Here is a 25,442-nt window from a genome sequence, read left to right on the forward strand (position 1 = left end):
ATCCGTCAAAGTTTGGCGACTGGCGACGGATTTAATCAATTATGAATACAGTATAAACACTTCAAACGAAGGTCTTTTACTGTACTCAATTTTAGCAAGAAAGTGAGTAAAAATCAAATCATGGCAAATTTTAGAAAGCGTGGCAAGACATGGCAATTCAGACTTTCATATAAAGATAATAATGGAGAATACAAAAAGTTTGAAAAAGGTGGCTATAAAACAAAAAAGGAAGCCGAAGCTGCCGCTGATGAAGCAAAGAAACGATTAAATAACCATTCAGAATTTGACAATGATATTTCTCTTTATGATTTTTTTGAGAAGTGGGCCAAGGTTTATAAAAAACCGCATGTCACAGAAGCCACTTGGAGGACGTATAAGCGTACTTTGAATCTTATTGATAAATATATCAAAGATAAACCAATTGCTGAAATAACCCCCACTTTTTACCAAGCTGTGCTAAACAAAATGAGTTTACTTTATCGCCAAGAATCTTTGGACAAATTTTACTTTCAAATAAAGTCTGCTATGAAGATTGCCGTTCATGAAAAAGTTATTAGTGAAAATTTTGCTGATTTTACCAAAGCAAAATCAAAACTTGCAGCTCGTCCCGTTGAGGAAAAGTATTTACATGCTGATGAATATCTCAAGTTATTAGCCATTGCAGAAGAAAAAATGGAATATACTAGCTACTTTGCTTGCTACTTAACTGCAGTAACTGGCATGAGATTTGCAGAACTTTTAGGACTTACTTGGGATCATGTAGATTTTAGTAAAGAAGAAATTTCTATCCAAAGAACTTGGGACTACAGTATAACGAATGATTTTGCAGATACAAAAAACGAAAGTTCAAAGCGCAAAATTCCTATATCTTCTAAAACAATCAAACTACTAAAAAAATATAAAAAAGAATATTGGCACGAAAATAAGTATGATCGTGTAATTTATAATTTAAGCAATAATGGACTAAATAAGACAATCAAAGTAATAGCTGGTAGAAAAGTTCACCCTCATTCTTTAAGACATTCTTTTGCATCATATCTGATTTACAAAGGAATAGACTTACTAACCGTATCAAAATTATTGGGACATGAGAATTTAAATGTTACTTTGAAAGTCTATGCTCACCAGTTAAAAGAGATGGAGCAAGAGAACAACGATGTTATCAGAAAAATTTTTAATAAACTTTGACCCCATTGACCCTAATTTGTCCCAAATTATTTTTAAGTATATTTATTTTGATTAAATTATAAAAAATAGAACCGCACTGTTGAGCGATTCTATTTTAATATATTTAAATGTAGTTAAATATTTAAGGCGACGGTCGGATTTGAACCGACGATTAAGCTTTTGCAGAGCCATGTGTTACCACTTCACTACGCCGCCACAACATTAACTATTATAGCGGAAAAATAAATTTATGGCAAGCATGAACTAATAGCGTTCTTCTACAAACATCTAAAACAAGACTCAGCACATATTTTGTAAGGACTAATAACTCTTAAAAGCTCCAAATAATGTCCTCTGCAACAATGAACAACTTTAATTTCCAATCTTAAAATTCGCTTCTTTATCCACAAAGACTAAATCCCGACATACATTTTCCCTACTGACAACATAAAACTTTTTCGCATCTTTCTGAATTAAAAAATCCCCTACCAAAGCCAAATCACCTGATATTGACTCAAAATTTAAGACATTTTTATTCCATTCATTCCAAGAAATGCGTTCCTGTTCAAAGGCGTGCCTAACCCATATTTCACGAATTGGTCGATGCGAAATTTTCCAGACTTCTACAAGCTGTCCCCGATATTTTGCTTGCATAAAACCCCTTTCTGTTACACATGAACTACTCAGTAAAGATATTTTAGCAAAATGCACGAATTTGTCAAAAGTCTTTTAGAATTTTAATCACTATTTTTTCATATCAGATACTTTCTTTACAACAAAGTATCTGATAATCTGTTATTTTTACTTTGATAAGTTACTCATCTTATAAAAAAATCAATAAAGTACAACATCGTACCTTTTATAATACTTTTTCTTTTTTTGGAGTATTTTTTTTACATTCCAGTAAAAATAAAAAGACACTTTCGTGTCTTTTTATTTTAAAGTTCTTCTGCATTCGTAGCGATGACTTTTTGATACCATATAAATGAATCTTTTTTCGACCGCTTTAATGTTCCATTTCCCTCATTATCTTTGTCTACATAGATGACACCATAGCGTTTTTTCATCTCTCCTGTCCCAGCAGAAACAAGGTCAATAAAGCCCCAAGGAGTATATCCCATTAAGTCAACCCCATCATATTCGACAGCTTCTTTCATTGATTCTATATGAGCTTTTAAATATTCAATTCGATATGGGTCGTGAATACTTCCATCAACTTCAACTTCATCTACAGCGCCAAAGCCATTTTCAACAATGAAAAGGGGTTTTTCATAACGTTCATAGAACCAATTCATCGCATAACGTAAACCTAATGGGTCAATTTGCCACCCCCATTCAGAAGCCTTAACATAGTCATTTTTAACTAAATCTTTATCTTCGTTATAATCAAAAGTTGGGGCTTTCCCACGGTCCTTAATTGCAAAACTCATATAGTAAGAAAAACCAATATAATCAACTTTTCCATTTTTCAAAACTTCTAAGTCTTCATCACTAATATCAATTTTAAATTCTTTGCGTTCAAAATAAGCCTTTAAATAGCTTGGATAATGTCCGCGAACGTGGACATCTGCAAACCAATAACGACGTTGCATAGCAACGGTTGAAGCCATCATGTCTTCCGGTTTACAAGTTGCAGGATAAATCGGACACATGGCAATCATACAACCAATTTGGAAATCAGGATTAATTTTATGTCCCAACTCTACAACTTTGGCCGAGGCAACAAGTTCATAATGAGCCGCTTGATACATGATTTCTTCACGCTCTTTTTCGCTTGCTCCCTCTGGAAATTTCAAACCAGAATTGGTAAATGGTGCAAAATCACGCATAAAGTTTGCTTGGTTATTAATTTCATTGAAAGTCATCCAATACTTAACTTTATCTTTAAAACGATTCATCACGACTTCTGAAAAATGAACAAAGAAATCAATGAGTTTTCGGTTACGGAATCCACCATACTCTGTCACTAAATGATAAGGAAGTTCAAAGTGAGAAAGAGTAATGACAGGTTCAATCCCATTTTTTAAACATTCATCAAATAAATCATCATAGAATTGCAAGCCCTCTTCGTTAGGTTCAGACTCATCTCCATTTGGAAAAATACGTGTCCAAGCAATAGATGTTCTAAAACAATTTAAACCGAGTTCTGCAAAAAGCGCTACATCTTCTTTATAGTGGTGATAGAAATCAATAGCTTCATGATTAGGGTAATTTTCTCCCTCAATTACTCCATCTGTGATTTTTCTTTCTACGCCATTACTCCCTGCTGTCATCACATCTGCTACGGAAACTCCCTTTCCACCAGCACTCCAGCCTCCTTCAAGTTGATGTGCAGCAACTGCTCCTCCCCAGAGGAAGTCTTTTTTTAAAGTCATAATTTCTCCTTGTAATTATTAGAATTATTAAATTATCATTTCTTAACAAGATAAGCTCAAGAAGTCTTGAGCTCATCTAAATTTTGCAATTATTCGACAGCATTAATTCCAGCTTCTGTTTCAGCTTCTTCTTTCAGAAGAATATTGTCATAAGCTTTGGCAAATGGCCAATAGAGAACTGTGGTCAAAGCAAGAATAATAATTTGCCAAACCATTCCTTGCCAGCCACCTACTAGATATCCTGACAAGACCGCAGGGGTTGTCCAAGGAACATAGGCACCATTAAATGGTGGAATGATTCCTAGATAAATCACTAAGTAAGTCAAAATTCCTGAAATCAACGGAGCCAAGATAAATGGAATAGCAAGAATTGGATTCAAAACGATAGGAAGTCCAAACAGAATAGGTTCGTTGATATTGAATACTGCAGGTCCAATTTCCATTCGTCCTAAAGTTTTACCTTGAACTGATTTTGCACTCACTAAGAGGAAGATAACCAAACCAATGGTCAAACCAGAACCAGTAACTGTCAAGTATTGGTCCATGAATGATTGAGTAACGATATGGGCGCCATTTGACAGGCTAAGATGTCCTGCTTTGTAGAGAGCAGCATTGTCAGCAGAGTTTGCTTGAAGCAATGGTCCCATAATCCCACCAATGATTGTCGCTCCGTGAACACCGAACCACCAGATAAATACTGGCATAAAGGCAATAACGAAGACCCCAACCGGACCGTCAGTCACGTGTTGCAATGGGGTTTGAATCCATTTATAAACTAACTCAATGAAAGTTGTGTTGAAGCCAATCGTTGTGATTCCATGAACCACACCAGCCATTGTAATGATTGCTCCTGCAGGTACAAGTGAAGTAAATGATGCGGCAACATTTTCTGGAACTTGTTCTGGCATTTTGATTGTGATGTTCCGACGCATAAAGCCAGTGTAAATCCAACCTACTAAGAGTCCAACGATGATTGAGAGAACCATCCCTTTCCCCCCTAACCAAGCTCGGTCAATGACACCACCTACTTGAAATGCTGTTGATGTTTTAGTTGGGTCAGTAACACTCGTTACTTGATGGATTGTGTCTGGTTGCAACAAGATGTGAACAATGACACCTGTTAAACCAGCGGGTACTCCTTCATAACCTGCATCTCGAACCCAAGCGTAAGCAATACCGAACACGGCAAGCAAAGCCATAATACCAAATGAAGCATTATTAATTTGTAAAAAGAGTGGGCCCAATTTGATTTTGTTCATGAAGTCTTGTCCTGCTTGGAATGGCAGTTGACCAAGAATCAAGAATACTGAACCAATAATGATAAATGGGATAGGATAAATCATACCATTTTTGATTGCCGTGACTGCACGGGTATTCAAAAATTTCATCATTGGAGGCATGATTTTGTTTTGAATAAAATTGTTCATGGTTGAACAGTCTCCTTTACTTTTTTTGATGAACTGGTTTCACGTCCATCTTTTCTACATTTTCATTATAGCATTAATAGGCAAAGTAAAGAAAGCGGTTTCTTATCTTTCCATCACTTTGGTTCTGTGCCACTTATGAAGACTACTGTACCAAAAATGTCATATAAGTTTCCTTTAAGCTTGCGAGGTTCAGCCTTGATAATTATATTTGTTATCTCAATTTAACTTTTTTACTTTTAGATATCAAACCATTAGGAACGACAGAGCATAGAAAAAAGCCAGATTGGCTTTTTTAGTTAGAACGTTGATAAACGAGGTCTGTTAAACGTTCTGTCAAATAGACCGTAGGTAATTGACTCGTTAAGTCATAATGCGTGTTAATTCGGTGTTCATTGATTCGATAGGTCAGGACAAAATCACTCAGTTCAGCGATACTCGAATTAATTTTGGGCGTGATACTCGAAATATAAACATCTTTATTTGACCGAAGACTGGTCAGTACTTCAATGATTTCATTAGTTTCACCTGAAATGGATAAAGCAATTACTAAAGTATTGGTTGTATTTTGCAACTTTGAAGCAATCGGATAAGTTACATCGCTAAATGAAAAAGTATTAATGCCCACACCAGCTAATCTTCTAGCTGCATAATCACAGATTAAACCACTTGAGCCAACTCCGGTAAAAATGATATTATCACTTTCAATCACACGTTGCGCTAAATTATCTAAACGCTGTTCGACGTCTCCTGAAAAAATATCTAATGAGAAAGGAATAGCAGTGTTAGAAATTCCTTTTTCCAGCTCTTTTTTATCAATAATATATTCTTTAAAATCCGTGTACGAATCATAACCCATTTTATGTATTAAACGCATGACGCTTGAAGTTCCAACATGGGCCTCTAAAGCAATGTCACGGACGCGTAAATAAGGGATTTTATCAACATTATCTCGAAGATAACTGTAGCAAGTCCTTTCTGTATAGGTTAATTTTTGAAAGTCAACATTTCCAAAAAAACTCATTTTCTGCTCCTTTCTTACTCAACGATTTTTGTTAGAAAAAAGTTGCGTCTCCGCAACTTTTGATTTTGCTATTCTATCAACTAAGAGCAAAATTATTTGTTTTCAAGAGCTTGAAGGCGTCGTTCTTGACCAACAACTTCGACTGCAAGGTCTTTAAAGGTAATGGCATTCATCAAATGGTCTTGAGCATGAACCATGTAAAGATTCCAGCCGATTTTTTCTCCTTGTGCCAAACGTGTTAAGAGATCTGTTTGAACATCATGGGCTTCACGAAGTTGTTCACTCGCTTCATTTAATGAGCTTTCTGCTTCTGCAAATTTTCCATCTTTAGCTTGTTGAATGGCTTGGAAGGCTAAACCTTTGGCGTTTCCTCCACTCATGATAATGCCCATTACCACACCCATGTAGTCATCACTTGTTGGATTCTCGTACTTATCAGTCATTTCTTATATTCCGTTTCTGTTTATACTTATTTTTACATAGTAAAAGAGCTTTCGCCCTCCCACAGGTTTAATAAAACAAAGCTTAATTCATCAAATTTTCAGCAGCTGCGAGAACTTTATCCCCACGCATCATTCCGTAATCTTGCATTTTAATCACGTCCATTGGAACGCCAGCAATTTCTGCTTTTTTAGCAACTTCACCTTTCATGAAGGCAACTTGTGGGCCTAAAAGTAAAACGTCTGGTTTTGGTGAACCTGTTCCTGCAAGCATATTATCAATGTCTGCTGTTGATTTTGCGAAAATTTCGTAATCTTTTCCGTTTTCTGCTGCTGCTTTTTGCATTTTTGATACTAAAAGTGATGTTGACATACCGGCTGCACATGCAAGTGCAATAACTTTATCTGCCATAATTATTTCTCCTTATTCTTAACGTTTTATAATTTAACGTTCTTTATAAAAATAATTATAACGTTTTCATTTTCATAATGCAAGCGTTATCTATTTTTTGAAAGTGCTTTACAAAATAATTGAAAAGTCTACTCATCTGCGTTAAATCAGCCTTTTTGAGCTTTTGGACTAATATATAAAAAATCCTACTATCAAATAGTAGGATTTTGAAATATTTGTTTCTTCATTTGGAACAAATTTATCATTTTTTAACAAGATAATCAATTGACTTGTGAGCTAAAATTTCTAAAATAGCGAGTACTGGAAGTTGAGTAGTCAAATTTCCTAAAGGATATTGCTTAGACCATTCATTAACAAGATTATAAGAGAGTTGATGATCAGCGAGTCTAGCTACCGTACAATCCTCATTATTCGTGATTGAAATAATTTTTGCACCACCAGATTTAAATTCTAATTCTTTATTGACAACTTGTTCAGTTTCTCCGGATACGGACATAATCACCGCAACAACATTCCCCATCCCCTGAACTTGAACAGCTTGAAAGGGGTCAGAGATGACAAAACTTCGCAGGCCTGTATTTACAAAATACTTCGTTGCATACTCACTTAATGACCCAGAAGTTCCTAGTCCCAAAAAAACAGTATAATCAGCTTTAGCAATCATTTGAGCAGCATTATTAAGTTTGGCTTGGTAATTATCTGTATTCATTCGACGTAAAAACATGTTAAATTCAAGCATATTATCATAGTGCTGTTCTTCTGGTGTTTTTTCTTTCAATTGATTTTTAAGATAAAATTTTAGGTCAGCCCAACCTTCAAAACCAAGTTTTGTACATAAACGAACAATTGTTGACGTTGACACGTGAACCTGACTTGCCAAATCACGAATGGTCATTTGTTGAACTTCTTCGGGTGATTTTATGATGAAATCAAAAACTAAGGTTTCAAGCTCATTAAGTTTACTAATTTGTTCTGGTAGAAAAATCATTTATTATTCTCCATGTTTAGAAATAATTAGGATAGAGTCAAGTTCGTTGATAATTTTACTGACAGGTCTTTTAATACCTCACTTGAACGCAAATCTACTGACAGAAATTCTAACATTTACTGACAGAGTTATTTTTATCCCGTTCCAAAGACAAAAGCATAAATTAAACCAAGGACTTCATGACCATAATAATTCGGATAATAAAGCGGATTTGTCACCTCAGTTTTTGCAGCATATCCCTCTACTTTTAGCCCTTGACGGCTTGCTAAATATAAAGCACGATAGAGATGAAAATCATTGGTCACCACCACTGTTTTCCCATGAAAATATTTTTTGGAATAGCTCAAATTCTCTGCGGTATCTGTCGCTTTATTTTCACTGATAATCCTGTCAGCACTAATCGCGTGTGCCATAAAATATTTTTTCATACTAAAAGCTTCGCTGACAGGTTCGTCAGCTCCTTTAGCTCCTGAAACAATGATTTTTGCTTGTGGATTCTTAGCGGCAAGTAAAAGTGCTGCGTCAAGACGTTCTTGAGTTATTTTTGCCGGTTGCTCGTCAGCATTTATCCGTGAACCTAATACTAAAATCGTATCAATTTCTCTGGCTTTATCCGCTGTTCTGTCATTGGACTTACTAAAAATCAATCCTAAACAAACAAGCAAAATCAATAGAATTGCTCCAAGAAAAAAGCTTAAAAATTTGATAAATTTTTTCATCAATTAGAAGTTTTGTTTACGAGAATCACGTGTTTTACGGGCATTTTTATTGCGTTCAGCACGCCGTTTTTTCTTATTATCTTCTTCAATTTGCCATTTAATTGCACGTTTGTAGCCTGGTTTTACGTGTTTCTTACCTTTTTTAAGGGCACCAATGGTTTTCGTTGAAATTTCATCTTGTTTTTTCGTCCGTTTTTCACGACGGTCACGATCATAAGAATCTACAATTTCGCCATCTTTGACAGCCTTAGGTTGGAAAGTTACACCCATTTTTTCGATTTCACGAATGCTTGAATCATCAGAAGGGCTGTAAAGTGTAATCGCTGTACCACGTAATCCATTACGTCCAGAACGTCCAACACGGTGAACAAAGAAAGTCAAATCTTTTGGAATTTCATCATTGATAATATGTGAAACTCCTTCGATATCAATTCCACGCGCTGCAATATCAGTCGCCACAACATATTGATAATCAAGATTTTTAATTGAATTCATGATCCGTTTACGCTCACGTGGTGGCACGTCACCATGAATTTTTGCCACTTTAAGACCATTATTTGTCAAGAAATGATGAATATCATCAACACGTCCTTTTGTATTGGCAAAAATCATTGCCATATAAGGATTGAGTGCTTTAGTCAATTGAAGTAAAAGTTGATTATGTGAACTTCCTTTTGTTGAAACTAACCAGTTTTCAATGGTATCTGAAATGACTGTTTTATTTGCAATTTTTTCCATGACGGGATTATGCAAATATTTTTTCAAGAAAGGTTGCAGTTTTTGAGGAATTGTTGCTGAAAAGACTAGCATTTGCACGCGTTTACCAAAACTTGAAGCAATTTGGTCAACATCTGCCAAAAAGCCCATGTCAAGTGTCATATCCGCCTCATCGACAACAAATGTCCTTGCTGTATGAACAACCAAGGCATTAGACTTAACTAAATCATGGATCCGACCTGGTGTCCCAATAACGATATGTGGCTGTGCTGTTTCTAATTTTTTAATTTGGCGGGCTTTATCTGTTCCACCGACAAAGTTTGAAACGCGAATTTTGTCATTTACTTTCACAAATTCTTGAGCAGCTTTGTAGATTTGTGTCGCTAATTCGCGAGAAGGTGCCGTGATGACTGCTTGCACTTCATCAAGTTCAGGATTAATATTCTGGAAAATTGGCAATAAAAAGGTATGCGTTTTACCAGAACCTGTTTTAGATTCCCCTACCAAATCACGTCCAGAAAGGACAATAGGAATCAATTTTTGTTGCACTTCAGTAGGTTTTTCAAATTTGATATTCTCTAAAGTTTGGTTGATATAATCTTTAAAATTAAAGTCTGTAAATTTCATTTTTTTCTTTCATTTGTTGAGGATCATTCGTTACATTTTAAAAATTAACGAATATCTGTTAAACATTAATTTATCCATGGAAGGGACTTTTTTCTATTATATCAGAAAAAAAACATTTAAGAAACCTGTCCTTCCCCTTGTGACGGACTTATTCTTGGTAAACCGCCTTCATTTCCGAAAGCTGTTTGAGATAGCTGTCAATCAGTGCTTGCGGTTCTTCAATAACTAAATGATTTCCATAAGAACAAAGGTAATGAGTCATATAGGTCAGTTCGTCCGCGTGATAAGCACCTACAAGATAAGCAATCCCAGCAATTTCTTCTAGGTGCATATTTGGATAATGGTGCTTGAGATATAACTCCTTTCCAAAATCTGTCAGTCGACAGCGAAAGGGGATGTCATGATAATTTTTCTCATAAGTCTCTTGTATCATTTTTAATTCAGATAGTTTTTTAGTTTGACGCCCATCATCAATGATTTCGACCTCTGACATGTAATCACAACGATAAGTTCCCCATTTTTCTTGGTTAACATCATAGGCACTACAAATCCACAGGCCATTTCGATAAAATATTTCGTAAATTTGAAGCTCAATTTCTTTTATTTCATACTGTGAATAAGTCATTTTGACAATTTTCTCTGACAAAATCGCTGTCATCAGTAATTTCAAATCAGTCACTTTACTGACAGGCGCAATTCCGTAAAAATTAACTACTGTCAGCATTTTACTGATATATTCTTGCTGACTTTCGGGTAAAGTTGCGGATAATTTTTGCCGAATATGACGGTAAGATTTTTCAAAAGGACTACTTGAAAGTAGTTTTAGGGCATCTAAGGCAAAGAAAATAGCTTCAATTTCATCATTATTAAAATAAACCGGTGTCCATAAGCCTTGATTAATCAACTTATATCCGCCATATCTCCCATTTTCGGTATAAAAGGGTAGACCCATCCCTTCTAATTCTTCAACATCTCTTAGGGCTGTTCTTTTGGAAATCTGAAATTCTTCCATCAAATCTTTGAGCTGAAATCCTTTCTTATTTCCTAAAAAAATAAGTTCCTGATTTAATCGTTCTGCCTTTTTCATTAATGTTTTCCTTTATTTTAAAGGTGTCTTATTTTGTCACCTTTATGTTTTATAATTATTTTATCAAAAGAAATGAGGAACTATCATTGAAAACTTTATTAATTAACGCTCATCCCGATTTTAACAATTTGAATCACTTTTCCAATCAACTTCAAGAACTATTTTTAGCTAATTACAAGAGTCAATTTTCCGAAGATGATCTGACTATTTTTAATCTTTATGACCTTGATGGCAATTTGCCACGAATTGAGCAAAATCAACTGCTCAAAATTTGGGACAAAAAAGCTGCTGGCGAAAAATTATCTGCTGACGAGCTTAATATTGCCCAGACTTCTGAACGACTATTAAAAGAGTTTAAGGAACATCATCGCCTAGTCATTGTCACACCTTTGCATAATTTTAATATTACTTCACGCCTTAAAGATTACATTGACAATATTCTAATTGCTCGTGAAACCTTTAAATATCTTGATTCCCCTGATGAGAAAGGGAAAGTATCTACCGGATTGATGACTGATGATTACAGAGCGCTTTTACTCTTTGCTAGTGGTTCAGTTTATAGCGAAAATAATTTTTATCAAGACTTAGACTTTGCTCCACAATATCTCAAAATGATTTTTTCAGAAATCATGGGCTTTGATACTTTTGAAATTGTCCGGGCTGAAGGCACCGCCACTTTAGCTAAAAATGAAATTCTTGATAAAGCAAAAGAAAATTTGGACAAAGCTTTAAAAAACTTCTACTAAAAATTACTGACAGCTGACCATGATTGCAGTGTGTGGTCAGATTGTGGCTAAGGAAATTGTCAACTCTGCTGATGATTCTATCCACACTTGTATCGATTGAAATAATCAAAGCATCAGAATAATCAATAAAAAAGTTACTGACAGAAATTTCTATCAGTAACTTTTCATTTTCTATTCATCATTAATTTTTAACTTTGCTTTTTAAAACCTTATGTTCAAGATGACTTGGCCAGAAACTTGAAGTTTCAAAAAGGTTGGACTCTTCAAAAGCTTCTTCTGAGCTGAACTTATCACCGACTTTATTGGTTTGCAAAATCTTGACAACTTTAACGGCACAAATTGCTAATAATATGGCCACGCAAAGCAAGAAAATTACTGACAGAATTCCTTGAATCATCGTATTTCGCATGGTTGCTTGCGCATTGGTTAATAATAAACCTGTCAATTTTCCTGAATCTACTTGACTTTTCGCTGCTGAATAAGAAGCAAAATAACCAATATTTACATCCGTAGAAAAGATTTTTTGCCAGCTGGCAGCAAAGGTCACACAAACATCCCAGACCAATGGAATGGCAGGAATCCAAACCCATTTGAGGTAACCTTTACGAATAACCATGACACAGACAATGGCGAGAGCCACAGCTGCAATCAGCTGATTAGAAATCCCAAAGAGTGGATACATGATTTTGATCCCACCGTTGGGGTCAGAAACGCCCATCAAAAGTAAAGCCCCCCAAACACCAACAATGACAGCCGTTGTCACGATTTTACTTGGTAGCCAATCATCATCGCCCAACCGTCCTAATTTTTTGAAACCACGAAGCGCATCATTAAGTAAATAACGAGTGGACTTAGTTGCGGCTGAAACGGCTGACAGGATAAAGAGTGCCTCAAACATAATGGCAAAATGATACCAGAAGCCCATCATATTTGTCCCACCAATAACTGGCACCTTATGTAGAATGTTTGACATTGAAACAGCCAGCGTTGGTGCCCCACCAGTCCGTGAAACAATCGATTTTTCGCCAACATCTTTTGCAACTTGTTGGAGCGCTTTTTCGCCAGTCGTGCCTTCCCAATCAATACTGAGTTTTGAGCCATCTGGCATCATCGCAACATTGGGAATGGCCTTAGAAGCATTATATTCGGCACTTTTATCTGCTTGATAACTTGAAGCTGCTAGTTTTTGAATGCTGGCTTGTGGTGTATTCATTGAATAATAAATCCCCGGATTAAGAGAAATCGCAGCGACTAAAGCCATAATGGCAACAAATGACTCAAATAACATCCCGCCATAACCAATCATGCGCGTTTGCGATTCTTTGGCAATCAAATGGGGCGTTGTCCCAGAAGACATCATGACGTGAAAGCCTGACAAGGCCCCACAGGCAATTGTGACGAATAAAAACGGAAAGAGTGAACCGGCAAAAGCTGGGCCATCTGTATTATGTGCGAAATTTGTCAGAGCTGGAATCGTCACATCAGGACGCACACCAACGACTGCTATTGCTAAAATAGCAATTGTACCAATTTTCATAAACATTGATAGATAGTCACGTGGTGTAAGTAAAATCCAAGCAGGAATAATCGCCGCAATAAAAGTATAGCCCATGACCCACCATACCAAAGCCGTTGGCGAAAGCATGAAAATATGAGCAAATGAAGATTCTGAAACCCAACGACCACCAAAAATAGCCACTAAAAGTAAAATAAAACCAATTGCTGAAATTTCATTAACATGACCTGGACGGATGTATTTTAGATAAATTCCCATTAGTAAAGCAATTGGAATCGTCATTCCAATCGAAAAGACCGCCCAAGCAGAATTAGCCATTGCCGTCACACAAATCAAAGCCAAAACAGCAAGAACAATCATGGTCATGATAAAAACAATAAATGAGGTCAAGCCACCAGCAAATCTACCTACTTCATCATGAGCCATTGCCCCAATTGATTTTGCACGACGACGATGAGAATACCAGAGAACAAGCATATCTTGTACCCCACCAGCAAAAATAACCCCAAAAATAATCCAAATTGTCCCTGGTAAGTAACCCATCTGTGCCGCTAAAACTGGTCCAACCAAAGGCCCAGCTCCAGCGATTGATGCAAAATGGTGTCCGAATAAAACAACTCGATTGGTTGGGTCGAATTCTTTTCCGTCATTATGAGCTTCTGACGGTGTTGCTCGCAAGTCATTAGGACGCATGATTTTGCGTTGAATATATAAAGCATAGAAACGATAACCAATTAAATAAGAACAAACAGCTGCAATAACAAACCAAATCGCATTAATCGTCTCCCCTTGCGCTAGCGCAATTAATGACCAAGCAAGACCACCCAGTAAAGCAACAGCCATCCAAATAATAATTGATAATAAGCTAGGTTTTGGCAGATGTTCTTTCCAGTCTTTCATGGTTTCTTGAAAATTTGCCTGCTTTAAATCCTTGATTCCGACAATTTTTCCTTCTTTATTGCGCAACAAAAACAGCTCTTCTTCATCAGTAAAGTTTGAAGAGTTTCCATCATCTTTCATAATCCTTTATTCCTATACATCTTTTGATGTATTTACCTTTCTTATTTTTTAAAAGCGAAATGTAACCGATTACAATAATATTTTAGCACTATTTAATCAAAAAGATAAGCATTTATGTTTAAAAAAATCTCTTTAAAACATCTTTTTGTAAAATACAAGATGAATTTTACACAGAAAATTCTTTTCATTTTCTAATTCTTCTGTAAAATAAAAAGACTCTCCTAAAAAGGAGAGTCTTTCATTGATTATTTTATTTTGCCTTAGCGTAAAGTTCATTGACTTTATCCCAGTTTACAAGGTTAAAGAATGCTTCAATGTAGTCAGGACGTACATTGTGATATTTAAGGTAGTAAGCATGTTCCCAAACATCAAGTCCCAAAACTGGTGTCAATCCTTCAGAAATTGGATTATCTTGATTTGCAGTTGATACAACTTTCAATTTGCCAGCTTCATCAACAACTAACCAAGCCCAGCCTGAACCAAAACGGCCTGTGGCAGCAGCTTTGAATTCTGTTTTGAAAGTTTCAAAACTACCAAATTCTTTCGCAATTGCATCGCCAATTTCACCGTCAGCATGGTTTTCAGAACCATCAGTATTTGGACGAAGCCAAAGCCAGAATTGACTATGATTCAAATGACCACCACCGTTGTTACGAACAGCTGTACGAATGTCTTCTGGGATTGCTGACAAATCAGTCAATAATTCTTCGAGGCTAAGGTCATCAAGTTCATTGTGTTTTTCAATTGCTGCATTAAGATTATTCACATAAGTTTGATGATGTTTTCCATGATGCAAACGCATTGTTGCTTCATCAAAGAAAGGTTCAAGCGCATTTGGCGCATATGGAAGTTCAGGTAATGTAAATGCCATAGTAATTCTCCTTTTAAGATGTGAATCCATTTTGAAGTCTTAATACTTGGGTATTTTGACCAGATTGAGAATGGAATTCAGTTAGATTATTTTTTAATTCTATTCTCATTATAGTCGTTTTTGAAACCATTGCCAAATGATTTGATTTATAATTTATTTTTTTCTTTGTTGGATAAAATCGAGCATTTTCGCTGAATAAAGTAGATCTACATTGTGGGATTCTGCTATGTTTTTTGAACCTGTCAGAACAAATAATTTATTCAAATCTTGCTTCCATTGCTCAAGAATTTCTTCTACCTTTTCAGGACCTGTTTGCATGAGATTTTTCAAAATAAAACCCGCTGAACTTGCCAAATCGGCACCTAAAATCAAAGACTTAAAAATATCTTGAGCCGAGGAAATCCCCCCAGTAGCAACTAAGCTTTTGGTATTCTCTGCCGTTTTAGCCTCCAGCAGGCTTTCAAGAGTTGAAAAACCAAAATCGTCCAAATCAAAACCATTTTTGCTCCGTTTACGCTCAATCCAAGCAAAATTAGTTCCGCCAGCTCCACCAACATTTATTCCCGAAACAGCTGTTTTAGAAAGTTCTTTAAAGGTCTTTTGGGAAATGCCAAAGCCAACTTCTTTGACAATGACAGGAACTTCTAGTTGACTTGCAATTTCATTAATGTTTTCTAACCAATAAAATTCACGGTCTCCTTCATCCATTGGCAATTCTTGCGCTGTATTGACATGGATTTCTAAAGCATTGGCCTCAATCATCTCTACCGCTCGCTTAGCATTCTCTAAAGAATGTCCAGCACCAAGATTGGCAAAGAGAAAACCAGAAGAATGAATTTTACGAACCTCTTTAAAGCCTGCGGCTAATTCTGGAAATTTCAGGGCAATGGATTGTGAACCAACTGCCATGGCAAGATGCTGATTTTTCGCAATTTCGGCCAAAGTCTGATTAATTTTATCTGCACGCTCGCCTCCACCAGTCATCGCTTCGATATAAAAAGGAAATTCAAAGTCCTGACCAAAAACTTTTGACGAAAGCTCTACTTTTTCAGTTGAAAGTTCTGGTAATGTATTAGGAATGATTCGGACATCAGAAAAAGTCAGGCCCAAAGTCTGATTTCTTTCTTCTTTCCAATATTTGTATGCTAATGATAGGTGTTCGTCTTTACGATGTTGATGGATTTCTTTTTCACTTTTCATCATTTATTTCTCAATTCATTAAGTGTAAAACCTAGTCTTTTAAAAACAGGAAAAGTAAGAAAAATCAGGCTCGTACAGGCTTAAATCTATCTTTGTTTTCTTTTTTAGTTTTTAGCAGGTTAAACTCAGTTATTTTTTTGAGCAATCTTAAACTCTTCAAGATTGATTCCATATTCGGATAATTTTTTTTGAACCTCAGCAATAGCCATTGAATTTTGAGCAAACAAAATAAGGTTCTCCCCAAATCCAGCACCAGAGATTTTAGCGGCAAGCTCTGGATAGCTATTGAGCAAGTTTAATGCAAGAGCTAGTTCTTTAGTCATATAGCCTTCTGGAATATTTTCCAAAAGTAAAAGTTGATTTTCTGATAATTTTTCTTTGAATAAGCTAAAATCTTGAATGTCAATCGCTGTTGCCATTTCGATAACTAACTCATTTGAAGTTTGATAAAATTCATCAGAGAGTTTGATTTTGATTTTTTCAGCAGTTTTGGCTGCTTTTCCTGTTTGAACAACATAGGTTTTCCAAGGAATTTCAAGAGGAAGGATACGGTTATGATTCTGATAGAAAACTGAGCCACCATACATAATAGCCGCAATATCCCCCATTGAACCAGAACCTTGCACTTCAAAATGGGTCTTTGCTGCAATTTCAAACCGTTTTTCAAGGGAAAGTTGTAAATCAAAAAATTGGTTAACCGCATTGACTACGCCACAAACAACTGATGCACTTGAGCCATAGCCTTTTTTATTTTCACCAAAGCCTAAATCACTCCGAATTTCAAGGCATATTTCTACTGACAGCTCAGAAATTTTACTGACAGACTCTTTTTTAGAACTGTCAACAGCTGACAAAGTATTTTTTAAGGCTGTCAGCGCAAAATTCCAAGGACTTTCTTTATCAAATTCAATTTTGGTCAATGAAAATTCAAAATCAGCAAGTCCAACATTTGTTTTGAGAATCGATTTGTCACTCGCTCTTGAAATACTCATTTCAAAATTTGTTTCAATTGTCGTAATGAGGGCAAGATTTCCTTCTTTTGTGACCGCATATTCACCTGCAAAAAAAAGTTTCCCCGGTATCTTTGTCTTAATTTTCTTCTCAGAGATACTCATAAGCGCCTCCAGCACGTGCAATATCAAAAGTTAATTCTGGAAACTCTGCTTTTAACTTGGTCAACAAGATTTTTTCTGTCGCATGGTCAGTAATAATTTTTACATTTGGCCCAGCATCAATGGTCACAAAGGCGAGTAAGCCCGCTTTATGACATTCTTTTGTAAAGTCTACAACACGTTGCGTTTCAGAGGTGAAATAGTCAAATGGTTCAAGACATAGACGATTTTGTTCATGCATGCCAAGAGCATTATCTTGAGCAATTAGACCCACTTTTTCAATATCAGCTTGGAGGATTGCTTGTTTCATTTCTGCAAGTTGAATTGCTGATTTTTCGACCCAAGCTCCATAAGTTGGCGCTGTTTGAGCCAATTGCATTCCTTTTGTTGATGACATTTTTTTCTTTTCGGAAGAAATTTCGGCAACAATCATTGAAAGCCCAATGTCTTTATTGTAAAAAGATTCGGCAAAGGAAGACTGATGATTCTCCCCTTTATTCCAAACAGCAAAATTTCCAAAAATTGAACGAGAAGCGGAACCCGAACCCCGTCTGGCAATCCGTGACATTTCGGAATCATCTTTTTCTAAGTCTAAAAGTCCAAACATAGCAGCTGTAAGTGCAGCAAAACTTGAAGCACTTGACGCTAATCCAGCCGCTGTTGGAACATGATTTTCTGATTGAATCATTACTTTAGGGAAATTTCCATATTGTCCACGCATCATTTCCAAAAATTTGCTGACACGACTGCTATCTTCCATCGCTGAATTTAAGATTAATGAATCAGACTCATTGTCAGTAAATTCAACCGAGGTTGTTGTATAAAATGGCTCCAAGGTCATTGACAAAGAAGATGTCGTCGGGATATTTAGAGCAATATCCGTTTTTCCCCAATATTTAATCAAGGCGATATTCGTATGCGCCCGTGCAGTAACAATATTTTTCATGAAACTATTATATCAAAAAAACAATTCTTTCTTATCTCTTATCATTCTCAAAGATAATTTTCTGTCTAAAAAATACTTATTTTTATCATTAATCATAATTTAAAAGTCAAAATAGAAACAAAAGCTTGATTTTCAAGAAGAAATTTTATAAAATTGTCAGGTACGTTTTTGTATTCAAAATGTATGATATCGGAAGAAAGTCTATCGAGTATTTTTGCCTCAATCTGACTTAATTTAACCAAAAATATGCTAATTTACAGTTTACATTTATCAAATGACAAACTAATCTAGCAGGAGAATTGTTAAAAATGACTATCAATAAAATGGGGACGGGAATTGCCCATTCCAAACTAATCTTAATTGGAGAACATTCCGTTGTATATGGTCAGCCAGCAATTGCCTTACCTGTAACAATTCTTAAAACTACAGTGACAATTACTTCATCAAAATATGGCCAATACATTGAAAATAATGAATTTCGTCGAAGACTTGATTTAATGGGAGATGAATTTGAAGGAATTCGTCAACTCATCATGCGTTTACTCGCTAAATTTCATTCTTCAAAAATGCCTTTTTCTTTAGAAATTGATTCAAACATTCCTCAAGGACGTGGTTTAGGTGCCTCTGCTTCTTTGGCAACAGCCATCATCAGAGCCTTTTATGATTTCTTTGATGCCGAACTTCCACAAAAAGACTTACTTTTTTATGCCAATTTTTCTGAAAATATTACCCATGGTAAATCTTCTGGAATTGATGTCGCGACAGTTAATTCTGAGCACCCTTTGTGGTTTATTAAAGACAGCACAATTGAACCCTTTGAACTAAATCTTCATGGTTTTATCGTCATTGGCGATACTGGTGTGCACGGCTTTACTAGCCAAGCTATCAATATTGTTCGGGAAAAACTTGTTGAGGAAAATGAAAAAACTCAAAACTCAATTAATGACCTCGGGCAATTAGCCAAAGACTCAAAAGCCTTTTTAATGACCGATAAACTCAAAGAGTTTGGTCACGTCATGAATAAAGCTCATGAAAGACTTTCAGAACTCGGTGTTTCTCACCCCCGGCTAGACAATTTAGTTGATACGGCTCGAAAAAATGGAGCCCTTGGCGCTAAATTGACTGGTTCTGGACTTGGTGGAGTCATGGTTGCACTGGCTGAAAATGAAAAAGATGCGATTCGCATCAGTCAACGTCTCCTAAAAAATGGGGCTAAAAACACGTGGATTTACTCCTTTTAAGATGGTTAATCGCCATCTTTTTTTAATAAAGTGACTCCTCCAATAATTAATCCTGTCACTTCTATAGTTGACTAATAAAAAAATCGAGATCATATAAACTCGATTTTTTATTTTCCAAATACCAAAAACAACTAATTTCCTGCTATACGATTATATTGTTCCTTAATTCGGTCATCTTCATGACTGATTTTTTCATCTAGTTCACTTTGGAGTTTGCCAATTAACCTTGCAAATTCAATTTTTTCTTCTTCTGTAAAGCTTGTCATAATGCCTGGAACAAGTTCTGTTTGTTCTGCACTTTCTTCCAAAACAGCCTTCCCTTTTTCAGTTAGTGATATGATAAATCCACGCTTATCTTGAGCATCTTTTTGACGTGAAATAAATTGTTTCTTTTCCAATTTTTTTATCATTTCACTAGCAGACTGGGGGCGCATATCCAGTTGAGCCACCAGATTTTTTTGCGTCATCTTACTGTTTTCCATTAGAATATTTAAAATTTGTCCCTGTCCTTGTAATCGAGAATATTCCACTGTTTGTTTTCTTGTGACACTTTTACTCTTTCTCAAATACCAAAAAAGAAGTGTAACATAACGAATAAATCCCTGACTTGTATTTTCTTTTTTCTTTGTCATAGTCTTATTTTATCACATTTTTTAGCATTTATAAAAAATATAATCAGGGTCCCATACTTTTTTCTTGACAATTTAATCAGGGGGGGCTTATAATGTTTTTTATAAGGTAACCTTATGAAAAAGGAGATAATAATGGCACTCGCAATTACAACTACAAATCTTGTCAAAAACTTTGATGGCAAAAACGCAGTAAATGGTATTTCACTTGATGTCCATCAAGGAGAAATCTTTGGAATTCTTGGACCTAACGGTGCAGGGAAGACCACATTCTTAAGAATGCTTGCAACATTAACAAAAGTAACATCTGGTTCTGCTTCTATCTTTGGAAACGACCTGACCAAAGACGGTGCAAAAGTTCGGAACTTTATCGGGCTGACAGGTCAATATGCTTCAGTTGATGAGGAACTGACAGGGATGGAAAACATGATTATTTTTGGTCAGTTAAATGGCCTATCCAAAAAAGAAGCCAAAAAACGCGGCCTCGAATTGCTCAAACAATTTTCACTGACAGAAGCCAAAGACAAATCCATCAGTGCATTTTCAGGTGGAATGAGAAGAAGATTAGATTTGGCTGTTAGCCTAATCACTAAACCCCCGCTTATCTTTCTTGACGAACCAACAACAGGTCTTGACCCCAGAACACGTGGGGAAATGTGGAAGACAATTCGTGAGTTGGTCAAAGGGGGTTCAACCATCGTTCTGACTACACAATACTTGGACGAAGCTGACCAATTGGCTGACCGTATCGCCATCATTGACCATGGCAGCGTCATCGCGCAAGGCACCCCGTCAGAGCTTAAAAACATTTTGGGAGAAACCACTTTTGAGCTCTCATTGATTGAAAGCAGTCAAATTAAACAAGCCAAAGAAATCATAGAACAAAAATTCAATATTGAAGTGATTGTTCTACCAGAATTTGCAACTTTGTCAATCAAAGTAACTGACACAAAAATCATGACACAAATTCTTTTACTTTTGGAAACTGAACACATTGCCATCAATGAATTTGAAACACGTAAACCAACACTTGATGAAGTTTTTCTTGAGCTGACAGGAAAATAGGAGAAAATAAAAATGGACACAACTGCAATTAACAAAAATACTACAACGATGAAAACAATCAGTTTAAAATCTTGGTTGACAGATATTATCGTCATGGCCAAGCGTGAACTTCTCAAAGTCAAACATAGCCCAGAAAAACTATTTGATGTGACCGTCATGCCAATTATCATGGTCATCGTTTTCTCCCAACTTTTTGGTGGAGCAATCATGGGAAATGTCAAAGCTTATCTCCCTCTTGTTGTTCCCGGAATTTTAATCCAAACACTTGTTATGGCATCTGGTGCTGCCGGAACCCAACTTCGTGAGGATTTGGACAAGGGAGCCACAGACCGCTTCAATTCTTTGCCAATTTCACGAATTGCACCCTTAGCGGGAACGTTAATCTCGGATATTATCCGTTATATTATTGCCGCTGTCTTTGCATTAGGCACAGGTGCAGCTCTCGGTTGGCGAGCAAGCGCCGGATTTGGTTGGCTGCTTGTTGCAATTGGCCTTGCAATCGTTACAACTTGGGCGCTCAGTTGGCTCTTTGCTTTAGTTGGTGTCCTTGCTAAAAGTGCAGCAACTGTGACAACCATTTCGAGCTTTTTGACCATGTTTTTGGCCTTTTTGTCAAATGCTTATATTCCCGTCACTTCTTTACCAAAATGGCTGAAAGTCATTGCCGAAAATAATCCTGTTTCTCATTTGATTACTGCCTTTAAAGAAGTGGCATATAATGGTAATTTTGGTCATGAAGCCTGGTTGGTTCTTCTAATTAGCCTTCTGATTGTTCTCATTTTAGCACCCGTTACTGTTCTTGCTTATTCAAAGAAAAACTAAGCAGTGCTGTTATTTTGTTTCCATAAACAGAGATAAAAGTAGTATAATACAATCAGTAAACGAAAGGACAAACAATGGAAAATCAATATGAAATACTTCAATCACTCATTGAAAAAATGGAAATTGTAACCGTTGGATCTGCTGTCAGTAAAACTCACTTAAATCGTAAAGAAATCATTGATTTTGTCCGTTCACAAAAGTCATTACGAATTTTTGATGAAGAAAAGCAAAAATGGATTAATGAAAATGTTGATGGGCATTGTTAAATTTTACTGACAGAAATTATAATTCATCAAAAATACAAAAAGTTACTGACAAGAATTCTGTCAGTAACTTTTTATTATTATAAATCATGAAATTCTGCATATAAATCTTGGCGATTTAAGCCTCGTTCTTTAGCAATTTCTTTAATGGCGACATTTGGTTTTACATTTTGCGCCACTAAATTTTTGACAGCTTCCAGTGCTGTCAGCTCTGGCTCCTGAATTTCTTGAACTAATTCATCCGCTCCCGAAACAATAATTAAACATTCTCCCTTAATGGGTTGCTCAACTAAAGAATTCAAAACCTCAGAAATTTTTCCTCGGCGATATTCTTCATAAATCTTGGTCAACTCACGAACAAGCACCACTTCTCTATCCCCATAGATTTCTTGCATATTGGATAAAGTATCGGCAACTCTAAATGGACTCTCATAGAAAATTTGTGTTTCAGGGTAAGCAAGTTTTGTTTTCAGAAATTTTTGTTGTTCTCCTTTTTTACGAGGAAGAAAACCATAAAAAATATGAGGCTGAGGCACTAAGCCTGAAGCTATCAAAGCAGTAATTCCCGCGGAAGCTCCTGGCAGCGCAACGACATCAATTTCTTCTTTAATTGCAGCTAAAACCAAGTCATGTCCAGGGTCAGAAATTGATGGCATTCCTGCATCAGAAACCTGTGCAATGGATTGACCTGATTTTAAAAAGTCAATCAATTTTGGGATTTTTTCTTGCGAATTATGCTCATGAAATGATTCTTGGGGCACTTTTATTTCAAAATGATTCAAAAGTCGCAAAGTGTTTCTAGTATCTTCTGAACAAATCAAATCCACTGTTTTTAAAGTTTCCAATGAGCGCAAAGTCATATCCTGCATATTCCCAATGGGGGTCGGCACCAAGTAGAGACTTCCAGCAGTTTTCACTCCTTTGAATGACCGTTGAATATTAAATTTATTTTCCATTAGCGATATAAAAGCTCCAAACAATCTAAGCAAGATTCCCCTTCAGAAAGCCGTTCAGCATAATGCAGATGACAAACATGAAATCCTTCATTAAAAATTTGAATGAGATTAGGGTTGGGTTGATCTTTGGGCGTTTCTTTTTTAACTTCTTTCTTTTCAAATTCAGCAAGTCGATCACGCAATTTTTCCAACTCCATGCGTAAAGTTGCATTTTCAGTCATTGATGCTTCAAGCACTTGGCGAATTCCCGAAATTTGCGTTAATGTGGTATTTAATGTATTTTCAAGCTCGCCCAATTGGTCAAAAACATCATATTTATCAGCCATGATTCACCTCAATCTCTGCAAGTTCAAAATCCTTGCTATATTCTCCAAAGCGTATTTTCACTCTATTTTTTAAAACATTTAAGCCAACAACTTTTCCTTTTCCTTCTGAGGTGGTTACAAATTCACCAAAATCTGGAAAAAGTTGTTGGGCTTCTTTATAAAAACTATCTTCATAAGTTAAACAACACATTAAACGCCCACAAAGTCCATTCAATTTATTTTGTTTCAAAGATAAATTTTGATTTTTGGCCATTTTGATAGAAACATTCGGAAACTCGTAAACAAATTCCGAACAGCATAAAGGACGTCCGCACGGTCCGAGTCCACCATGAATTTTCGCCGCGTCTCTTGGCCCAATTTGTCGAAGTTCAATTCGAATCCGAAAAGTCGTTGCTAATTCACGGAGCAGTAGCCGAAAATCAACTCGATTTTCAGCGGTAAAAGAGATAAAGAGTTGCATTTGATCGAAAGTGTAAGCCACATCAATAATTTTCATCTCAAGTTCTTGTTCCACAACGAGTTGTCGAACTTTATCTTTTGCCTTTTTTGAAAGTTCTTCAAGTTTTAAGATTACTTCTAAATCTTCATCAGTGACTTCCCGTTCAATTGTATGATGAGTTTCAAGATTAGCATCATCAGAAAAACTACGAATAATTTTCCCGTAAAAAGTTCCTTTTTCTGAACGAATGATGACTTCTGATTGTGGGACTAATTCTGCCTCACTTGTTGCAAATATATTAGATTCACCATGCGCAAATTTTATTTCATAAATCATTTTATTCTCCTGATATAAGATTTCTGATTAAAGGGTTGCTGACCAAGTTTTACAGAACAATAAAAGTTAAACTTGACTCAAATCGAACATTACTTTTCCACATTTTAATTGCCTGAAAGGTTTTTAGAAGTTCCTGACTCATTCTTTCTTGATTAAATAGTTGCAATAAAAGTTCAAAAGCTTGATTTTGCTTTTCTTTATCATCAAAAATTTCAACCAAATCTTTCAAGTATAAAAAGGCCTCGTCAGCTGATTTTTTTAGAAGTTTAACAAAATGTTGAATTCTCTGAAGTCCTTCATTGAACCAACTTTGTTGGGCCAATTCTAAAGCTCTGTCAGTAGAATTACAAATTTCAGCTAGGAGTTCTGCTTGCGTTTTTAAAATTCCATTTTTTTCAAGAAAATCTTGTAAAAATTGAATGTTTTTCCGAAAATTAATAATCTGTGTCCGTGATTTTATCGTTTGCAAAATCATGTTCTCATTATCTGTCAGTAAAAAAACAACAATTTCTGTCTCAGGTTCTTCAATAGATTTCAATAGAGCATTTGCCGCATTAGGATGCATTTTTTCTGCTTCCCTAATTAACAAAACTTGCTGTTTGCCTTCATAACCAGATTCACTAAAAACCTGTGTCAAATCACGAATTTGTGCTGTTTTTATCGTCTGTCCATCCGGTTCAACGATGTGCAAATCGGCAAATTCCTGTTGAGCAACCAGACGACAAGAACGACAATGCCCACAAGGAAGAGAATTCTCAGGATTCTCACAAAATAAGGCTTGACTCAGCCAAATTGCTAATTCAAAAGAACCAAATCCACCTGAAAATAAATAAGCATGGCTTAATTTTCCATGTTGCAAAATTGTTGAAAATTGCTTATAAAGTTGAGGCTGAATATCTACTATTTCCACAAGAAACCTTTCTAAATATTTACCAAATCTATTTTAAATAACAAAATAAAAAATTTTTTTTGAC

At 35.9% G+C, this 25,442-nt stretch carries 26 protein-coding genes and 1 tRNA gene; 6 read left to right on the plus strand and 21 right to left on the minus strand.

What is annotated here, in order from left to right:
- Positions 1–120: 120 nt before the first annotated feature.
- The gene (locus RSC39_RS09405; RefSeq protein ID WP_212656499.1) at positions 121–1,188 is read left to right on the plus strand and encodes a site-specific integrase; all 1,068 of its coding nucleotides are present in this window, start codon (positions 121–123) and stop codon (positions 1,186–1,188) included.
- A 124-nt stretch (positions 1,189–1,312) separates the two neighbouring features.
- On the opposite strand, the gene RSC39_RS09410 is transcribed toward RSC39_RS09405, so the two are convergent.
- The 11 genes from RSC39_RS09410 to RSC39_RS09460 form a co-directional block, all read right to left on the minus strand.
- A tRNA-Cys gene (locus tag RSC39_RS09410) sits at positions 1,313–1,383 on the minus strand.
- Positions 1,384–1,539: 156 nt separating this feature from the next.
- Positions 1,540–1,821, minus strand: a complete 282-nt coding sequence (locus RSC39_RS09415) for a hypothetical protein (protein WP_063281835.1) — start codon at positions 1,819–1,821, stop codon at positions 1,540–1,542.
- A gap of 284 nt (positions 1,822–2,105) precedes the next feature.
- Positions 2,106–3,542 carry a 6-phospho-beta-glucosidase gene (locus RSC39_RS09420; RefSeq protein WP_332536763.1) on the minus strand — a complete coding sequence of 479 codons (1,437 nt, stop codon included), beginning with the start codon at positions 3,540–3,542 and terminating at the stop codon, positions 2,106–2,108.
- Positions 3,543–3,631: 89 nt separating this feature from the next.
- Entirely contained in the window at positions 3,632–4,969 is a 1,338-nt protein-coding gene (locus tag RSC39_RS09425) for a PTS sugar transporter subunit IIC (RefSeq protein ID WP_332536765.1), read from the minus strand.
- A 292-nt stretch (positions 4,970–5,261) separates the two neighbouring features.
- On the minus strand, positions 5,262–5,990 hold the full coding sequence (locus RSC39_RS09430) for a MurR/RpiR family transcriptional regulator (RefSeq protein ID WP_021036739.1): 729 nt from the start codon (positions 5,988–5,990) through the stop codon (positions 5,262–5,264).
- A gap of 92 nt (positions 5,991–6,082) precedes the next feature.
- On the minus strand, positions 6,083–6,433 hold the full coding sequence (locus RSC39_RS09435) for a PTS lactose/cellobiose transporter subunit IIA (RefSeq protein WP_011675489.1): 351 nt from the start codon (positions 6,431–6,433) through the stop codon (positions 6,083–6,085).
- An 82-nt stretch (positions 6,434–6,515) separates the two neighbouring features.
- Entirely contained in the window at positions 6,516–6,842 is a 327-nt protein-coding gene (locus RSC39_RS09440; RefSeq protein ID WP_011675488.1) for a PTS sugar transporter subunit IIB, read from the minus strand.
- A gap of 241 nt (positions 6,843–7,083) precedes the next feature.
- A complete protein-coding gene (locus RSC39_RS09445) occupies positions 7,084–7,830 on the minus strand; it encodes a MurR/RpiR family transcriptional regulator (RefSeq protein WP_011675487.1) in 747 nt (248 codons plus the stop codon).
- 134 nt (positions 7,831–7,964) lie between these two features.
- Positions 7,965–8,549 carry a YdcF family protein gene (locus RSC39_RS09450; RefSeq protein WP_332536768.1) on the minus strand — a complete coding sequence of 195 codons (585 nt, stop codon included), beginning with the start codon at positions 8,547–8,549 and terminating at the stop codon, positions 7,965–7,967.
- 3 nt (positions 8,550–8,552) lie between these two features.
- A complete protein-coding gene (locus RSC39_RS09455) occupies positions 8,553–9,893 on the minus strand; it encodes a DEAD/DEAH box helicase (RefSeq protein ID WP_332536770.1) in 1,341 nt (446 codons plus the stop codon).
- Between the two features lie 148 nt (positions 9,894–10,041).
- Entirely contained in the window at positions 10,042–10,980 is a 939-nt protein-coding gene (locus RSC39_RS09460; protein WP_332536772.1) for a WYL domain-containing protein, read from the minus strand.
- Between the two features lie 86 nt (positions 10,981–11,066).
- On the opposite strand from RSC39_RS09460, the gene RSC39_RS09465 reads away from it, so the two are divergent.
- Positions 11,067–11,726: an NAD(P)H-dependent oxidoreductase gene (locus tag RSC39_RS09465; protein WP_021036737.1), complete on the plus strand. Its 660-nt coding sequence runs from the start codon at positions 11,067–11,069 to the stop codon at positions 11,724–11,726.
- Between the two features lie 181 nt (positions 11,727–11,907).
- Here the strand turns inward: RSC39_RS09465 and RSC39_RS09470 are convergent, their stop codons facing one another.
- The 5 genes from RSC39_RS09470 to mvaD form a co-directional block, all read right to left on the minus strand.
- Positions 11,908–14,262, minus strand: a complete 2,355-nt coding sequence (locus RSC39_RS09470) for a carbon starvation CstA family protein (RefSeq protein ID WP_332536775.1) — start codon at positions 14,260–14,262, stop codon at positions 11,908–11,910.
- 250 nt (positions 14,263–14,512) lie between these two features.
- The gene (locus RSC39_RS09475; RefSeq protein WP_003131560.1) at positions 14,513–15,133 is read right to left on the minus strand and encodes a superoxide dismutase; all 621 of its coding nucleotides are present in this window, start codon (positions 15,131–15,133) and stop codon (positions 14,513–14,515) included.
- A gap of 153 nt (positions 15,134–15,286) precedes the next feature.
- On the minus strand, positions 15,287–16,333 hold the full coding sequence (gene fni, locus RSC39_RS09480; RefSeq protein WP_041931252.1) for a type 2 isopentenyl-diphosphate Delta-isomerase: 1,047 nt from the start codon (positions 16,331–16,333) through the stop codon (positions 15,287–15,289).
- Between the two features lie 125 nt (positions 16,334–16,458).
- Positions 16,459–17,448, minus strand: a complete 990-nt coding sequence (locus tag RSC39_RS09485; protein WP_332536777.1) for a phosphomevalonate kinase — start codon at positions 17,446–17,448, stop codon at positions 16,459–16,461.
- Positions 17,435–18,391, minus strand: a complete 957-nt coding sequence (mvaD, locus tag RSC39_RS09490; RefSeq protein WP_332536779.1) for a diphosphomevalonate decarboxylase — start codon at positions 18,389–18,391, stop codon at positions 17,435–17,437. The genes RSC39_RS09485 and mvaD overlap by 14 nt, the downstream gene beginning before the upstream one ends.
- A gap of 308 nt (positions 18,392–18,699) precedes the next feature.
- On the opposite strand from mvaD, the gene mvk reads away from it, so the two are divergent.
- On the plus strand, positions 18,700–19,632 hold the full coding sequence (mvk, locus tag RSC39_RS09495; protein ID WP_021036734.1) for a mevalonate kinase: 933 nt from the start codon (positions 18,700–18,702) through the stop codon (positions 19,630–19,632).
- A 131-nt stretch (positions 19,633–19,763) separates the two neighbouring features.
- On the opposite strand, the gene RSC39_RS09500 is transcribed toward mvk, so the two are convergent.
- Positions 19,764–20,264 carry a MarR family transcriptional regulator gene (locus RSC39_RS09500; RefSeq protein ID WP_015082048.1) on the minus strand — a complete coding sequence of 167 codons (501 nt, stop codon included), beginning with the start codon at positions 20,262–20,264 and terminating at the stop codon, positions 19,764–19,766.
- Positions 20,265–20,396: 132 nt separating this feature from the next.
- On the opposite strand from RSC39_RS09500, the gene RSC39_RS09505 reads away from it, so the two are divergent.
- The 3 genes from RSC39_RS09505 (at position 20,397) to RSC39_RS09515 (ending at position 22,414) form a co-directional block, all read left to right on the plus strand.
- A complete protein-coding gene (locus tag RSC39_RS09505) occupies positions 20,397–21,326 on the plus strand; it encodes an ATP-binding cassette domain-containing protein (RefSeq protein ID WP_063281842.1) in 930 nt (309 codons plus the stop codon).
- A 12-nt stretch (positions 21,327–21,338) separates the two neighbouring features.
- Positions 21,339–22,148 (plus strand): ABC transporter permease, encoded by an 810-nt coding sequence (locus RSC39_RS09510; RefSeq protein ID WP_063281843.1) that lies wholly within the window; start codon positions 21,339–21,341, stop codon positions 22,146–22,148.
- A 74-nt stretch (positions 22,149–22,222) separates the two neighbouring features.
- On the plus strand, positions 22,223–22,414 hold the full coding sequence (locus tag RSC39_RS09515) for a hypothetical protein (RefSeq protein ID WP_011675474.1): 192 nt from the start codon (positions 22,223–22,225) through the stop codon (positions 22,412–22,414).
- A gap of 77 nt (positions 22,415–22,491) precedes the next feature.
- Here RSC39_RS09515 and rsmI read toward each other — a convergent pair whose 3' ends face one another.
- Genes rsmI through RSC39_RS09535 form a run of 4 tightly spaced genes read right to left on the minus strand, consistent with a single transcriptional unit; the run spans position 22,492 to position 25,378 of the window.
- On the minus strand, positions 22,492–23,367 hold the full coding sequence (gene rsmI, locus RSC39_RS09520) for a 16S rRNA (cytidine(1402)-2'-O)-methyltransferase (RefSeq protein WP_011834466.1): 876 nt from the start codon (positions 23,365–23,367) through the stop codon (positions 22,492–22,494).
- Positions 23,367–23,693, minus strand: a complete 327-nt coding sequence (yabA, locus tag RSC39_RS09525) for a DNA replication initiation control protein YabA (protein ID WP_332536784.1) — start codon at positions 23,691–23,693, stop codon at positions 23,367–23,369. The genes rsmI and yabA overlap by 1 nt, the downstream gene beginning before the upstream one ends.
- On the minus strand, positions 23,686–24,468 hold the full coding sequence (locus RSC39_RS09530; protein WP_011834464.1) for a stage 0 sporulation family protein: 783 nt from the start codon (positions 24,466–24,468) through the stop codon (positions 23,686–23,688). Before RSC39_RS09530 ends, yabA begins: the two co-directional genes overlap by 8 nt.
- Before the next feature lie 49 nt (positions 24,469–24,517).
- A complete protein-coding gene (locus tag RSC39_RS09535) occupies positions 24,518–25,378 on the minus strand; it encodes a DNA polymerase III subunit delta' (RefSeq protein ID WP_063281845.1) in 861 nt (286 codons plus the stop codon).
- Positions 25,379–25,442: the final 64 nt, after the last annotated feature.

Source organism: Lactococcus sp. (assembly GCF_036648155.1).
Lineage (GTDB): Bacteria > Bacillota > Bacilli > Lactobacillales > Streptococcaceae > Lactococcus > Lactococcus cremoris.

Bases quoted from the DNA above. Each gene is read 5' to 3' on its own strand.
- RSC39_RS09405 (WP_212656499.1), top strand. From the start codon at position 121: ATGGCAAATTTTAGAAAGCGTGGCAAGACATGGCAATTCAGACTTTCA.
- RSC39_RS09415 (WP_063281835.1), bottom strand. From the start codon at position 1,821: ATGCAAGCAAAATATCGGGGACAGCTTGTAGAAGTCTGGAAAATTTCG.
- RSC39_RS09420 (WP_332536763.1), bottom strand. From the start codon at position 3,542: ATGACTTTAAAAAAAGACTTCCTCTGGGGAGGAGCAGTTGCTGCACAT.
- RSC39_RS09425 (WP_332536765.1), bottom strand. From the start codon at position 4,969: ATGAACAATTTTATTCAAAACAAAATCATGCCTCCAATGATGAAATTT.
- RSC39_RS09430 (WP_021036739.1), bottom strand. From the start codon at position 5,990: ATGAGTTTTTTTGGAAATGTTGACTTTCAAAAATTAACCTATACAGAA.
- RSC39_RS09435 (WP_011675489.1), bottom strand. From the start codon at position 6,433: ATGACTGATAAGTACGAGAATCCAACAAGTGATGACTACATGGGTGTG.
- RSC39_RS09440 (WP_011675488.1), bottom strand. From the start codon at position 6,842: ATGGCAGATAAAGTTATTGCACTTGCATGTGCAGCCGGTATGTCAACA.
- RSC39_RS09445 (WP_011675487.1), bottom strand. From the start codon at position 7,830: ATGATTTTTCTACCAGAACAAATTAGTAAACTTAATGAGCTTGAAACC.
- RSC39_RS09450 (WP_332536768.1), bottom strand. From the start codon at position 8,549: ATGAAAAAATTTATCAAATTTTTAAGCTTTTTTCTTGGAGCAATTCTA.
- RSC39_RS09455 (WP_332536770.1), bottom strand. From the start codon at position 9,893: ATGAAATTTACAGACTTTAATTTTAAAGATTATATCAACCAAACTTTA.
- RSC39_RS09460 (WP_332536772.1), bottom strand. From the start codon at position 10,980: ATGAAAAAGGCAGAACGATTAAATCAGGAACTTATTTTTTTAGGAAAT.
- RSC39_RS09470 (WP_332536775.1), bottom strand. From the start codon at position 14,262: ATGAAAGATGATGGAAACTCTTCAAACTTTACTGATGAAGAAGAGCTG.
- RSC39_RS09475 (WP_003131560.1), bottom strand. From the start codon at position 15,133: ATGGCATTTACATTACCTGAACTTCCATATGCGCCAAATGCGCTTGAA.
- fni (WP_041931252.1), bottom strand. From the start codon at position 16,333: ATGAAAAGTGAAAAAGAAATCCATCAACATCGTAAAGACGAACACCTA.
- RSC39_RS09485 (WP_332536777.1), bottom strand. From the start codon at position 17,448: ATGAGTATCTCTGAGAAGAAAATTAAGACAAAGATACCGGGGAAACTT.
- mvaD (WP_332536779.1), bottom strand. From the start codon at position 18,391: ATGAAAAATATTGTTACTGCACGGGCGCATACGAATATCGCCTTGATT.
- mvk (WP_021036734.1), top strand. From the start codon at position 18,700: ATGACTATCAATAAAATGGGGACGGGAATTGCCCATTCCAAACTAATC.
- RSC39_RS09500 (WP_015082048.1), bottom strand. From the start codon at position 20,264: ATGACAAAGAAAAAAGAAAATACAAGTCAGGGATTTATTCGTTATGTT.
- RSC39_RS09505 (WP_063281842.1), top strand. From the start codon at position 20,397: ATGGCACTCGCAATTACAACTACAAATCTTGTCAAAAACTTTGATGGC.
- RSC39_RS09510 (WP_063281843.1), top strand. From the start codon at position 21,339: ATGGACACAACTGCAATTAACAAAAATACTACAACGATGAAAACAATC.
- RSC39_RS09515 (WP_011675474.1), top strand. From the start codon at position 22,223: ATGGAAAATCAATATGAAATACTTCAATCACTCATTGAAAAAATGGAA.
- rsmI (WP_011834466.1), bottom strand. From the start codon at position 23,367: ATGGAAAATAAATTTAATATTCAACGGTCATTCAAAGGAGTGAAAACT.
- yabA (WP_332536784.1), bottom strand. From the start codon at position 23,693: ATGGCTGATAAATATGATGTTTTTGACCAATTGGGCGAGCTTGAAAAT.
- RSC39_RS09530 (WP_011834464.1), bottom strand. From the start codon at position 24,468: ATGATTTATGAAATAAAATTTGCGCATGGTGAATCTAATATATTTGCA.